The organism is Microbulbifer thermotolerans, assembly GCF_001617625.1.
Classification (GTDB): Bacteria; Pseudomonadota; Gammaproteobacteria; order Pseudomonadales; family Cellvibrionaceae; genus Microbulbifer; species Microbulbifer thermotolerans.
On record NZ_CP014864.1, the window covers coordinates 1,777,053 to 1,789,987 of the forward strand.

The 12,935-nt window shown below is 53.9% G+C and carries 10 protein-coding genes and 1 pseudogene; 5 read left to right on the forward strand and 6 right to left on the reverse strand.

The window, feature by feature from the left end; translation table 11 throughout:
* Positions 1-98: 98 nt before the first annotated feature.
* Positions 99-933 (reverse strand): annotated as a pseudogene (locus A3224_RS17630) (transposase).
* Between the two features lie 246 nt (positions 934-1,179).
* On the opposite strand from A3224_RS17630, the gene A3224_RS16875 reads away from it, so the two are divergent.
* Positions 1,180-1,650: a hypothetical protein gene (locus A3224_RS16875; RefSeq protein ID WP_156481449.1), complete on the forward strand. Its 471-nt coding sequence runs from the start codon at positions 1,180-1,182 to the stop codon at positions 1,648-1,650.
* 316 nt (positions 1,651-1,966) lie between these two features.
* On the opposite strand, the gene A3224_RS17485 is transcribed toward A3224_RS16875, so the two are convergent.
* On the reverse strand, positions 1,967-2,257 hold the full coding sequence (locus tag A3224_RS17485; RefSeq protein ID WP_067153077.1) for a hypothetical protein: 291 nt from the start codon (positions 2,255-2,257) through the stop codon (positions 1,967-1,969).
* A 607-nt stretch (positions 2,258-2,864) separates the two neighbouring features.
* Between A3224_RS17485 and pnuC the strand changes: the two genes are divergently transcribed.
* Positions 2,865-3,449, forward strand: coding sequence for a nicotinamide riboside transporter PnuC (gene pnuC, locus A3224_RS07520; RefSeq protein WP_067153079.1), 585 nt, complete (start codon positions 2,865-2,867; stop codon positions 3,447-3,449).
* A gap of 22 nt (positions 3,450-3,471) precedes the next feature.
* Positions 3,472-4,425, forward strand: coding sequence for an AAA family ATPase (locus tag A3224_RS07525; protein ID WP_197463134.1), 954 nt, complete (start codon positions 3,472-3,474; stop codon positions 4,423-4,425).
* Between the two features lie 167 nt (positions 4,426-4,592).
* Here A3224_RS07525 and A3224_RS07530 read toward each other — a convergent pair whose 3' ends face one another.
* From A3224_RS07530 to metH, 4 genes are all read right to left on the reverse strand, one after another.
* The gene (locus tag A3224_RS07530) at positions 4,593-5,135 is read right to left on the reverse strand and encodes a DUF934 domain-containing protein (RefSeq protein WP_067153083.1); all 543 of its coding nucleotides are present in this window, start codon (positions 5,133-5,135) and stop codon (positions 4,593-4,595) included.
* Positions 5,119-6,780 carry a nitrite/sulfite reductase gene (locus tag A3224_RS07535; protein WP_067153085.1) on the reverse strand — a complete coding sequence of 554 codons (1,662 nt, stop codon included), beginning with the start codon at positions 6,778-6,780 and terminating at the stop codon, positions 5,119-5,121. Before A3224_RS07535 ends, A3224_RS07530 begins: the two co-directional genes overlap by 17 nt.
* A 495-nt stretch (positions 6,781-7,275) precedes the next feature.
* Complete coding sequence (locus tag A3224_RS07540) at positions 7,276-7,494, reverse strand: DUF2970 domain-containing protein (RefSeq protein WP_067153087.1); 219 nt, start codon at positions 7,492-7,494, stop codon at positions 7,276-7,278.
* Positions 7,491-11,195 (reverse strand): methionine synthase, encoded by a 3,705-nt coding sequence (gene metH, locus A3224_RS07545; RefSeq protein ID WP_067153089.1) that lies wholly within the window; start codon positions 11,193-11,195, stop codon positions 7,491-7,493. The genes A3224_RS07540 and metH overlap by 4 nt, the downstream gene beginning before the upstream one ends.
* 346 nt (positions 11,196-11,541) lie before the next feature.
* On the opposite strand from metH, the gene A3224_RS07550 reads away from it, so the two are divergent.
* A complete protein-coding gene (locus tag A3224_RS07550) occupies positions 11,542-12,222 on the forward strand; it encodes a type 1 glutamine amidotransferase domain-containing protein (protein WP_067153091.1) in 681 nt (226 codons plus the stop codon).
* Positions 12,223-12,317: 95 nt separating this feature from the next.
* A complete protein-coding gene (nfuA, locus tag A3224_RS07555; protein WP_067153093.1) occupies positions 12,318-12,908 on the forward strand; it encodes a Fe-S biogenesis protein NfuA in 591 nt (196 codons plus the stop codon).
* Positions 12,909-12,935: the final 27 nt, after the last annotated feature.

Below are 12,935 nucleotides of genomic sequence, written 5' to 3' on the forward strand. Positions count from 1 at the left end.
GCCTGCGTCCTATGTGGAATTTCACCAAACAGCCTTGTTGTGGCGCAGCAGTCCTTCGCCGAAGCCCGCGATGGCGTTTTTCCGTGACAGGAAAAATTTTAGGAGGTGATCGGCGGGGATAGGTAGCGCTCGCAGTCGCGGATTCCGTGGGCCCACCGTTTGCCGAGTTGCTCGCAGACAGAGCGCACTGAATGGGCGGCACCAACCAGAGACTTGAAGCGGCTTTCAAAATTTCGGTTTAGGTAGAGCCAGTGTCGTGGGTCGATCTGCAGCCGATCGAGAATCGGCGGCAGTTGCTCGTCGATCGCGCCGCGCTTATCTTCACGAAGGCAACGGCCGCTCCAGTCCACCAGCTCCAGATAGTCCTGTAACTGAAACGGCAGTCCTATTGGCATAGGTTTTCGTGGGTTACCAACGAAGGGGAAGAGTTTTTGTAGCTGTTTGCCTCCTGAACTGCTGAAATACGCCGTTGTATGGAAGTGGGTGTATCAGCCATTTTGGCTCGGATAGGGTTCAGATCCACATAGTCCATACAGGCCGCCAGAGCTCGCTCGTCGAGCAGTGCCTGGGATTTGAATCTACCTTCCCAGAAGCGACCGGTGCAGCCATCCTCCCGATTGGCTTGCCGGGCAATGGATTCATTGAGTATCCGCATAAACCAGCTGATATCCATCTGCCGTGCGCGCCATTCTGCGGCTAGCTCCTCCATCCGGGCCAGTTCTGCAGCGTGCAAGGCTTTGTTTCGGGCAAAACGTTGGGAAAGTGGAGAGTCTTTACAGAGTCGATGCCAGCGATCCACTGCCTTCGGTGTTCGAAGCAGCGCCCGGTGCGCTCATCCTTGCCACACAGGAATGCGCGGCGCACGCAGCGGGAGACGCAATGATAGTAGGGTGTAGCTTCGAGAGAGATCAGGGATTTGCACGGGCGTCCCATTTTGGCTATCCATTAACATGTATGGATAAACAGTATTTTCTGTGAGGTAGAGAATGTTGCAATATGGATGGCGTTGAAAGCTTTTTGTTTTGTGGGTGTCCATGATTCGCCGAAACAGGAACCCGTATCAAAGACAACTGTTACCTTCTCAGGCGGACCTGATCTACGGCCTGAAAAGCAATGCAATCATGGTAAATATGAGTCCTAGAAATACTAGCGACCATCTGATTTATAGGGGGATGCCAAGTGATTAGATCAATAAAAAAATCTCTATGGTTTTTGATTTTGATATCCCCGTTTGCTTCGGCATCTCAGGTTGAAGTTGAGGCAAACACTCTATCGGTCGATCCTTCCAACCTTAGTCTTGCTGGAGTGTGTGTGAAGTTTGAAGATACAGGATCATCTCATTTGCTTGTAAATATTCACTTCCCTGACAAATTCAATAAACGAAATTTTGAAATGGCGAACATGAGGGTTGCTTCGGGTGGTGGGGAGTCAACCACTTTTGAAATTGTCCCAGAAAAAAAGGGGAACTACCGAAAGATTGGAATTGTTGCAGTTAGGCGCCAAGGAGAAATATCAGATATCCAGCTAGAAGCCGCTTATGGTGATGGAAAATCTATTCCTGAAATTCTTATGCTTGATACAAGTGATTTTATTGAAATTTTTAAGCAGGCAGAAATAGGCGAAGAAACTAAACTTAACTGCGGAAGGTAGTTGCGGCGGCAGTTTCTGGGGCAGAGTATCCGGGATACCTATTAAAAGCCACTGATTTTTAGCGGAGTAAGAATCATCAAAGCTCCGGCAGGGTAATCTGCCGGAGCTTTGTCGTCCCTGGCCACATAAAATTGGATACCCACTAATTGAAAAATTGATGAGAAAATTGCTGCATATATAGTCCACTATTGCCATAGCTTGCTATTCGAGTAAGTAGAGCTGATGTTCCGTGTTTAATTGTGCCAAACAGTTTTGTTGTGGCACAGCAGTCCTTCGCAGAAGCCCGCGATGGTATTTTTCAAGGAGAGGCAAAAATTTAGGAGATGATCGGTGGAGATAGATAGCGCTCACAGTCGCGAATACCTTGCGCCCAGCGTTTGCCGAGCTGCTGACAGGCATTGCGTACCGAGTGCGCGGCGCCAACCAGAGACTTGAAGCGGCTTTCGAAGTTTCGGTTCAGGTAGAGCCAGTGTCGAGGATCGATCTGTAGCCGCTCGAGAATTGGTGGTAGTTGTTCATCGATAGCGCCTCGCTTGTCTTCACGCAGGCAGCGACCGCTCCAGTCCACCAGCTCCAGATAGTCCTGAAAGTGAAACGACAGCCCCATTCATTGGCATAGGTTCTCGTGGGTTACCAGCGAAGGGAAAGAGCTGCTGTGGCTGTTTGCCATCCTGAACTGCTGAAATACGCCGTTGTATGGAGGTATGGTCTGAGGTTTCGGGCGTATCGGCCATTTTGGCCCGGATCGGGTTCAGATCCACATAGGCCATACAGGCCGCCAGGGCCCGTTCGTCGAGCAAGGCCTGAGACTTGAATCTACCTTCCCAGAAACGACCGGTGCAGCCATCCTCTCGATTGGCTTGGTGGGCAATGATTCTGCAACTACTTCCTCCAGCCGGGCCAGTTCCAACAGCCGATCGTCGATTCACTATCTCTGTTGCTCAAAACCGCGTCCTGTGTACTCATCCCTTGCACACTGAGAGAGGTGCAATGGTAGTAGGGTGTGGTTTGGGTTCATATTGCTGTATGAATTGACAGTGTTTTCTATGAGGTGAGAAATGTTGCAATATGAGTGGCGTAGAAAGCGTTTTATTTTTTGGGTGTCCATGGTTCGTATTCTTTCTCTTGTTTTTGGTGGCATCCGCTATGCGGCCACCAAAAACAATTTGCTGCATAGTCGCAACTTTCTTCTGCGTTATACATAGGGAGTCTTAGTGAATTTTATCGAACAAATGGTTGGGAGTACTCTTATTGAGTATGTCGCCGTGACATGTGGCCTCCTAAATGTTTATTTTATTATTAAAAGGTCAATATGGAATTATCTTTTTGGCTTTGTCATGGTTATTCTTTACGCGAAGATATTCTATGACTACAGGCTGTATAGTGATTCCTTGCTTCAGGTGTTTTTCTTTTTTACTCAGGTCTATGGTTTTTTCTATTGGGTAAATCATAAGGCGCCTGATGGAAAAGTGCTTATTGCTGATTTGGGGAAAAAGTCTTTTGTATTAGGAATGTTATCAACCACGGTGTTGTGGCTTTTGATTAGTGTTCTGATGCGTCTATATACTGATGCTACACATCCGAATTGGGATAGTGCTATTGCGGCACTGAGTGTAACTGCACAAATACTTCTTATGCGCAGACATATAGAAAGTTGGTATTTGTGGATTATGGTGGATTTGTTGGCTATAGGATTATTTATTGTGAAAGATTTAACACCAACAGCAGTTTTGTATGCTGTGTTTCTTATATTGGCGATTATTGGTTTATTACAATGGAGAGTGGTGCCTCGTGATTAGAGGGTTATACCTTGGCAAATTTATGCCTATACATAAAGGCCATCTTTATATCATAGAGGTGGCATCTCAGATGGTTGACGAACTTACGGTACTTGTTTGCTCGGTAGAAAGTGAGCCAATTGATGGGAGGTTGCGTGCAGAATGGGTTAGGGCAAGTGTCCCTCAAGGTGTCGTGGTGCAAGAGCTTCATGAAGAGATGCCTCAGTTGCCAGAAGATGATGTAAATTTTTGGTCAATCTGGAGAAAGGCTATTAATCAGTATGGTAGCTTTGAAAAAGTTTTTGGCGGTGAAGAATATGTTGTGCGGCTGGCAGAAGAGATTGGTGCTACGCCCATCCCATTAGGTAGAGATACAATAAATATTTCAGCCACTATGATCCGAGAAAATCCCAGTGCTTCATGGCCGTATGTTCCGCCTGCTGTTAGGCCTTATTTTCAACGTCGAGTAACACTTTTAGGTCCTGAAAGCAGTGGCAAGTCGACACTTGCAGCTGCGCTGGCAAAACGTTTCAATTTTACCGGCGAGTTAAGTAATTTGATGAATGAGTATGGGCGTACTTATGATGTAACCATGAAAAAAGGTAGGTCTTGGTGTAGGGAAGATTTCCAGGTCATTGCTAATACGCACATCGCTATGCGTAAAGCCTTAGCCCAGCACGCGGGCCACATATTAATAGAAGACACGGATGTTATACAAACTATGGCCTGGGAGAGGGCGTTGTTGGGGGATGTGAATTGCGACAGCTATCCCTTACAAGATTTTTCTGACCTATATTTGCTAATGTCACCTGAGGTGCCTTGGATTGATGATGGCACTCGGTATGGCGAGCAGTTTAGGCTGGATATGTTTAACTTTCTGAAAACGCAATTGGAAAATTTAAAGCTACCTTATATGGTTATTGGCGGGAGTGAATGGAGTGTTCGTGAAAGATTAGCGTTTGAAGTGGTTGATCGTTTTTTGTCCGAAACTCAATGATCAAAGCATAGACAGCTTGAATTACCCTGGGGTTATCAGAGGCTAGCTTTCCCGAAGCAGAGGAAATGCAGCTGTTTTTTGCAGACAAACTTTTCGGTCGCTCGTCTCTTTCAGTGCGAATTTAAGCAGGTGATCCCCCCGATCCATCTGGATCAGGGGGGGTGCGCTTACAGTGAGCGACGCCGGAACATCGGCAGCGGCTGGTCCACGCTGGTCTGGTAGCTCTCGCTAAAGTCGTACATTGAATCCAGCAGTTTTTTCAGTGGCTGCTCGCCCTCGTAGGCAAAGGCGTTGAAGCCGCAGCGGCGCAGGTAGGTAAGCTGGTCGCGGATAAAGGCACCTACTGCCCGCAGTTCTCCCTGGAACCCGTAGCGCTCGCGCAGCAGGCGCCCGGTTGTGAATCCACGACCGTCGGTAAAGGCTGGGAAGTTGACGGCGATCAAGGGCAGGGTGGTGGCGTCTGTGCCGATCAAGTCTGCACTTTCATCGCTGTCCAGCCAAACTCCGATTTCACTCGCGCGTTCGGTAAGGCTGCCTTTCAGGGCACTCCAGATGGAGAAGGGGAGAATCACCTTGCCCGGCGCCAGAGTTTCGGCGCTGATCTCGCTTCCTTCCTCGCTCTGCGGCAGTAGGCGCCATTGGTTCTCGGCTATGGCTTCGTCGATGATCAGTTCGGCTGGATTGGCCGGCTGTTTATTTGGCGTTGGCATAGACGCTCTCCTTGAACGGTTGCAGGCCGATGCGCTGGTAGGTATCGAGAAAGTGCTCTTCCGGTTGGCGCTGCTCTATATAGAGATCGAGTATCTTGCCAATCACATCCGGCACTTCGGCGCGGGAGAAGCTGGGACCCAGGACTTTGGCCAGGCTGGCATTTTCCGATGAACTGCCGCCTAGTTGCACCTGATAGAACTCTTCCCCTTTCTTATCTACGCCGAGAATGCCGATGTGCCCCACATGGTGGTGGCCGCAGGCGTTCATGCAGCCGGAGATATTCAGGTTCAGGTCGCCCAGGTCGTAGAGGTAGTCGAGGTCATCGAATTTGCGCTGAATCGCCTCGGCTACTGGAATGGACTTGGCATTGGCCAGGGAACAGTAGTCGCCGCCGGGGCAGCAGATCATATCGGTCAGTGTGCCGATGTTGGGTGTGGCGAAACCGTATTTACGGGCTTCCTGCCAGAGTTCGTAGAGGCGGTTTTGCGGCACATCTGCTAATACGACATTTTGGTCGTGGGTGACGCGGGCCTCGCCGAAGCTGAAACTGTCGGCCAGGTCGGCAATGGCTTCCAGTTGCCGGTCGGTGACGTCGCCAGGGGGGACGCCGGTGGGCTTGGTGGATAACCGCACGGCCCGGTATCCGGGGACACGGTGGGGGAAGGTGTTGCGCTCGAGCCAGCGGCTGAAGGCCTTGTCCCCATCTGCCTGTGTTTGAAGGTCGGCATCGCTGCTGGCGCCATCGAAGGTTTCGTACTCCGGTGCAGTAAAGAAGGACTTTGCCCAGGCCAGGGCCTCGGGGGTAAGCTTCTCTGCGCCATCTTTGATTCGCGCCCATTCGTCTTCCACACGGCGGGCGAATTCTTCAACTCCAAGTGCCTTTACCAGAATTTTGATGCGGGCTTTGAACTTGTTGTCGCGCCGGCCGAGCTGGTTGTAGATACGCACTATGGCTTCCAGGTAGGAGAGCAGGTCCTCTTCCGGCAGGAAATCGCGGATTTCTTCGGCGAGTATCGGTGTGCGCCCGAGGCCTCCACCGACCAGTATTTGGAAGCCGATTTCACCGCCGCGTTTGACGATCTGTACGCCGATATCGTGTACGCGGATGGCCGCCCGGTCCTGTTCGGAGCCGCTGACGGCAATTTTGAATTTGCGCGGTAGAAAGGCGAATTCCGGGTGGAAGGTGGACCACTGACGGATCAACTCGCAGTAGGGGCGGGGGTCGGCAATCTCGTCCCGGGCCACGCCGGCGTAGGGGTCGGAAGTGGTGTTGCGGATGCAGTTGCCGCTGGTTTGTACCGAATGCATGTCCACCTCTGCCAGCTCGGCGAGGATGCTGGGTACATCTTCCAATTGTGGCCAGTTGAGCTGGACATTATGCCGGGTAGTGAAGTGGGCGTAGCCCTTGTCGTAATCGCGAGTGATGCGTGCCAAGCGCCTGAGCTGAGTGCTGTTCAGTAGGCCGTAGGGTACGGCGATGCGCAACATAGGAGCGAGTCGCTGGATGTAGAGGCCGTTTTGCAGGCGCAGCGGCAAAAATTCTTCTTCCGTCAATTCACCAGCCAGGTAGCGTTCGGTCTGGCTGCGAAACTGGGTCACACGGTCGCGGATGATTGCGCGGTCGCGTTCGTCATATCGGTACATAACTGCTTGATTCCATTGCGTTTTTGCGCATTCAAAAGGATTCTTGTGCGTACGGTGGCCCCGGCACAAGTCCCGGAGGCGCATAACATACCAGCGCGCTTATGCGAAAAATAACAATATTTTTCGCTAGGTATCTAACTAAATGTTATAAGGAGTTGAGGCAGATTGGGTGTGGTTTGCTTGCGCGGCGGACGGGGATTTGCTGTACTTGACTGGCCGTTCCCGACGGCCCTGCTACTTTGAATAACAATAATGCACAATCGGAGTCTATTCGATGGAAGAAAAAGTAGTTGTATCCAGTGAAAGCGATAACGTCGCAGATGCTTTTGCCGCTGTAGCGCTTGTGGTTATTTTCGTTGTGACCTGCGTCTACTGGGTGGCCTCCCAGTAGATACCACTCCTGGCCCGGAGCAGGGTGGTGCCGGGCGGGACCTCTCCTATTGACGTTTCTACCAGGTGCCCCCGAGGCGCAAGGATCCAGTTTGGGCTTTGCCGCTAGCCCATATTGCTTAGTACGGTTTTTACCACCAGTACCAAGGTGACGACGAACAGTGTGGTAAAGATGATACCCGCGGCAATATAGGTCTTGATGCTGCCGCCTTTGAAGTCGCGCTCCCGATTCTTATTGCTCTGCACGCCGATGGCGGCGGCCAGGGTGCTGAGCAAAACCTGACCGGCAGAGGGCTTTTTCTGATTGTTATCTTCATCTCTCATCCTGATTGATCCTCCAGGTTAGGCCGTAGCCAGCGTTCCAGTTCCCGCTCATCCATGCCTTTGCGGTTAGCCAGATTTGCGAGTTGGTCGCGGCCTATTTTGCCAACATTGAAATATTTAGCCTCCGGGTGGGCGAAGTACCAGCCGCTGACCGAGGCGGCAGGCAGCATGGCGAAGTGCTCGGTCAGGTTGACCCCGGTATTCTGCTCGGCGTCGAGCAGTTTAAACAATGTGGTCTTCTCAGTGTGATCCGGGCAGGCCGGATAGCCGGGGGCAGGGCGGATGCCCCGGTAGGCTTCCTTGATCAGCTCTTCGTTGCTGAGTTGTTCTTCCGGTGCGTAGCCCCAGTACTCTTTGCGCACCAGCCTGTGCAGATACTCGGCGAAGGATTCTGCAAGGCGGTCCGCCAGTGCTTTTACCATGATCGCATTGTAGTCGTCGTGTTTGGCCTGGTAGTCCGCCGCCAGTTCGTCTGCGCCATGGCCCGTGGTTACCGCAAAGCCCCCCACATAGTCACCTACTCCGGAGTCCACGGGGGCGACAAAATCCGCCAGGGAGCGGCAGAAGCCATCGCCGCCGCGTTTCTGCACTTGTTGGCGCATATGGTGGAGGCGCGCCAGTTCCTCGGTACGACTTTCGTCTTTGAAGACGATGATGTCGTCTCCGATGCTGTTGGCGGGCCAGAGTCCGAAAACGGCGCGGGCTTTAAGCAGTTTTTGGTCGATGATTTGCTGCAGCATGCGCTGTGCGTTGTTGAACAGGTCGGTGGCGGCCTCGCCGACGACTTTGTCTTTCAGTATTGCTGGGAATTTGCCCGCAAGATCCCAAGAGATAAAGAAAGGGGTCCAGTCGATGGTGTCGACAAGCTTTTCCAGCGGGAAATCATCGATCACGGTAACGCCCAATCTACGCGGCACCGCCGGCGTGTAGCTGTGCCAATCGAACTTGGGTGCCGCCGCTACTGCTTCCTCATAGCTGAGGCGGGTGCCGTTTGGCCTGCGGTTGGCGGTGCGGGTGCGCACTTTTTCGTATTCATCGCGCACCTTCTCCACAAAAGCGGGGCGCAGTTCATCGGAGATAAGTTGGCTGGCCACACCCACTGCACGGGATGCGTCGGCGACATAGACTGCCTGGCTGCGGCGGTATTGGGGATCGATTTTTACTGCGGTGTGTGCCTTGGAGGTGGTGGCGCCGCCGATCAGCAGTGGTATATCGAAGCCCTGGCGTTCCATCTCTGCCGCCACGTGGACCATTTCATCCAGGGAGGGAGTAATCAGGCCGGACAGACCAATAATGTCGCACTGCTTTTCCCGTGCCGTCTGCAATATGGTTTCACAGGGCACCATCACACCCAGATCGACGACCTCGTAGTTGTTGCAGGCAAGTACCACGCCGACGATATTCTTGCCGATATCGTGCACGTCACCTTTAACTGTGGCCATCAGGATACGGCCATTGGGCTTGGCATCGGCTGTTTTTTCCGCTTCGATAAAGGGTTGCAAATAAGCCACTGCCTGCTTCATCACCCGGGCAGACTTCACCACTTGGGGCAGGAACATCTTGCCGGCGCCGAAGAGGTCTCCAACCACGTTCATGCCGTCCATTAACGGACCTTCGATAACATCCAGAGGGCGCTCGGCGGCGAGGCGGGCTTCTTCTGTGTCCTCTTCGATAAAGTTGTTAATTCCCTTGACCAGCGCATGTTCCAGGCGTTTGTTTACCGGCAGCTGGCGCCAGCTCAGATCTTCCTTGCGCGCCTGGCCTCCACCTTCGCCGCGGTACTTTTCCGCGATTTCCAGCAATGCCTCGGTGGCGCCGGGGTGGCGGTTTAGGATCACATCTTCAACTTTTTCGCGCAGCTCCGCCGGGAGTTCGTCGTACACGGCCAGCTGGCCGGCGTTGACGATTCCCATATTGAGGCCCGCTTTAATGGCGTGGAACAGGAATACCGAGTGGATGGCCTCGCGCACCGGATTGTTGCCACGGAAGGAAAAGGAAACATTGGACACTCCGCCGGACACATTGGCGCCGGGCAGGTTTTCGCGAATCCAGCGGGTGGCCTGGATAAAGTCCACTGCATAGTTATTGTGTTCCTCAATGCCGGTGGCGACGGCGAAAATATTGGGATCGAAGATAATGTCGCTCGGTGTGAAACCGACTTGCTCCACCAGTATCTCGTAGCTGCGTTTGCAGATTTCTACCTTGCGCTCGAAAGTGTCCGCCTGGCCGTCTTCATCGAAAGCCATGACAACTACCGCGGCGCCGTAGCGCCGGCATAGGCGCGCCTTATCGATAAAGTCTTTTTCCCCTTCCTTCAGACTGATCGAGTTGACGATCGGCTTGCCCTGGATACATTGCAGCCCAGCCTCGATGACCTCCCATTTGGAGGAGTCCACCATAAAGGGCACCTTGGCGATGTCCGGCTCAGTGGCGGCGAGGTTGAGAAAGCGGCGCATGGCGGCGACGGAGTCGAGCATCGCCTCATCCATATTGACGTCGATTACCTGAGCGCCGTCTTCCACCTGGGTGGCGGCGATCTGCAGGGCGGTGTCGTAGTCCTCTTCCATAATCAACCGCTTGAAGCGGGCGGAGCCGGTCACGTTGCAGCGTTCGCCGACATTAATAAACAGTGCGTTTTCGTCGGCGACATAAGGCTCAAGGCCAGAGAGGCGCAGCGCCGGTTTGATTTCCGGCCGTTGGCGCGGCGCCAGGTCCGCTACTGCTTCCGCGATAGCGCGGATATGATCCGGCGTGGTGCCGCAGCAGCCGCCGAGAATATTGACGAAGCCGCTGCGGGCGAATTCGGCCACGACGGCTGCCGTCTGTTCCGGTGTCTCGTCGTATTCGCCGAATTCGTTGGGCAGGCCGGCATTGGGATGCGCAGACACATAGTCGGCGCATACGTTTGAGAGTGCCTCAATATAAGGCCGCAATTCGCTGGCGCCGAGAGCGCAGTTGAGACCGACGGACAGCGGCTTGGCGTGGGCTACGGAATAGTAAAAGGCCTCGGTGGTCTGCCCCGACAGGGTGCGTCCGGAGGCGTCGGTGATAGTGCCGGATATCATAATCGGCAGCTCGAAGCCCTGCTCTTCGAACAGCTGTTGCAGCGCGTAGATGGCCGCCTTGGCATTGAGTGTGTCAAAAATAGTTTCGATCAGTATCAGATCGCTGCCGCCCTCAATCAGAGCGCGGCCGGCCTCGATATAGTTTTCCACCAACTCTGCGAAGGTGACATTGCGTGCGCCCGGGTCGTTAACATCCGGAGAGATGCTGGCGGTGCGCGAGGTGGGGCCGATTACGCCTGCTACGAAGCGGGGCTTGTCCGGGGTGGAAATGGCGTCCGCGGCGCGGCGCGCAATTTGCGCCGATGCCCGGTTCAGCTCCGGCACCAGCGCCTCCATACCGTAATCCGATTGCGACAGGCGGGTGGCGTTGAAGGTGTTGGTCTCGATAATATCCGCACCGGCCTGGAGATAGTCCCGGTGGATACGCTCGATCAGTTCCGGTTGGGTCAGGCTCAGAAGATCGTTATTGCCTTTCAATTCCCTATGGAAATCCGCGAAGCGCTGACCGCGGTAGTCAGCTTCAGTCAACTTCTCCCGCTGAATCATGGTGCCCATGGCCCCGTCCAGAATCAGGATACGCTGGCCGAGGGCCGCGTAGATCTGTTCGAGGCGTTGACTGCGGGGTTGTTGGGACATGGATGCTTCCTTATTCGCGGAATTGAGGGGGCGGCCATATTAACATGGGCTTGGCCCGCTGAGTTGGGAAGCGGCAGTGACAGAGATCTTGCAGGAGGTTTAATTGGCTGAAGTTTCGCGTAGGTTGAGGGGCTCCCGGGATACCAGACCTACGGCAATCACTCCTACACTGTGAGGGTGTTGGCTTTCTCCGGGCGATTTCTGGGCCGTTCACTGCCCGGCGATAAAGGGACTTCGCGGTCACTTGAGAAGGGGGCCTGGTGATGGGATGGATACGACCTGATGCCCCTGGAGCAACGGTTAGATATGCGTGTATGTCAGGTTCCCCTAGAGGAGAAAATGTGCAATGAAAATTCTGATGGTGCTGACTTCCCATGACCAGCTCGGTGATACCGGGCACAAGACCGGTTTCTGGCTGGAGGAGTTTGCCGCACCATATTATGTCTTTAAAGATGCCGGTGCCGAGGTGGCACTGGCGTCGCCGAAGGGCGGTCAGCCGCCGCTGGACCCCAAGAGCGACGATGCCGACGCGCAGACCGCGGCCACGCAGCGTTTTCACCAGGATTCGGATGCGCAGGCAGCGTTGGGGACTACTGTCCCGCTGGCACGAATAGCTCCCGCAGATTACGACGCCGTTTTCTATCCCGGTGGTCATGGCCCTTTGTGGGATCTCGCCGAAGACCGCTATTCAATCGCATTAATTGAAGCCTTCGATGCGGCCGGTAAACCGATCGGTGCCGTATGCCACGCGCCCGCGATCTTTCGCCACGCCAGGCGATCAGACGGCACGCCCCTGGTTGCCGGACGGGAAGTTACCGGGTTCAGCAATTCGGAAGAAGAGGCTGTCCAGCTGACGGATGTGGTGCCCTTTCTGGTGGAGGAGATGTTGAAAGAAAATGGGGGAAACTATTCAAGGGCGGATGACTGGCAGTGTCATGTGGTGGTAGACGGCAAGCTGGTCACCGGTCAGAATCCCGCCTCTTCAGCGGCGGCTGCCGAGTCATTACTGTCCCTGATGGCTCCTTGAGCTCCCTGCGAGCTGGGGCCATTCGTGCCAGTTTAACTTGCCTGCAACTGGGAGTAGAATACCCGACAAAGAAGCTCGGTTATTTGAGAAGTCTTATGTCAGAACTGAATGTCACCATCACTGAATCCGCCCAGGAATATCTGCGCGAGTTGCTGGAGAAACAGGACTGCGAGGGCATTGCTGTGCGCATGTTTGTGTCCAACCCCGGCACGCCGAATGCCGAGACCTGTATTGCCTACTGCCGCCCTGGTGAAGAGCAGGAGGATGATGTGGTGATGGAGATGAATGGCTTCAAGGCCTACTTCGAAGCGCGTAGCGTCCCTTACCTGGACGAGGCGCGGGTAGACTACTCAGCAGACAAGATGGGAGGGCAGCTGACGATCCGCGCCCCCAATTCCCGTATGCCCAAGATTACGGATGACAGCCCCATAGAGGACCGTATCAATTACGTACTGTACAACGATGTAAATCCTGGGCTCGCGGCCCACGGCGGACAGGTGAGCCTGGTGGAAGTCACCGAGGACATGTTCGCGGTCTTGCGATTTGGCGGCGGTTGTCAGGGGTGCGGTATGGTGGATATGACCCTGAAAGAAGGTGTGGAGAAAACACTGAAGGAAAAGATTCCGGAACTCGCTGGGGTCAGGGACATTACCGATCACAGCGATAAATCCCAAGCCTATTATTGATCGGCCAGTGCGAAGCCGTTGATGCGA

Excerpts from the sequence above, each read along its gene's own strand:
- A3224_RS07530 (WP_067153083.1), bottom strand. The coding sequence starts at position 5,135 with ATGCCAACGCCAAATAAACAGCCGGCCAATCCAGCCGAACTGATCATC.
- A3224_RS07540 (WP_067153087.1), bottom strand. The coding sequence starts at position 7,494 with ATGAGAGATGAAGATAACAATCAGAAAAAGCCCTCTGCCGGTCAGGTT.
- A3224_RS07535 (WP_067153085.1), bottom strand. The coding sequence starts at position 6,780 with ATGTACCGATATGACGAACGCGACCGCGCAATCATCCGCGACCGTGTG.
- A3224_RS07525 (WP_197463134.1), top strand. The coding sequence starts at position 3,472 with ATGCCTATACATAAAGGCCATCTTTATATCATAGAGGTGGCATCTCAG.
- A3224_RS17485 (WP_067153077.1), bottom strand. The coding sequence starts at position 2,257 with ATGGGGCTGTCGTTTCACTTTCAGGACTATCTGGAGCTGGTGGACTGG.
- A3224_RS07550 (WP_067153091.1), top strand. The coding sequence starts at position 11,542 with ATGAAAATTCTGATGGTGCTGACTTCCCATGACCAGCTCGGTGATACC.
- metH (WP_067153089.1), bottom strand. The coding sequence starts at position 11,195 with ATGTCCCAACAACCCCGCAGTCAACGCCTCGAACAGATCTACGCGGCC.
- nfuA (WP_067153093.1), top strand. The coding sequence starts at position 12,318 with ATGTCAGAACTGAATGTCACCATCACTGAATCCGCCCAGGAATATCTG.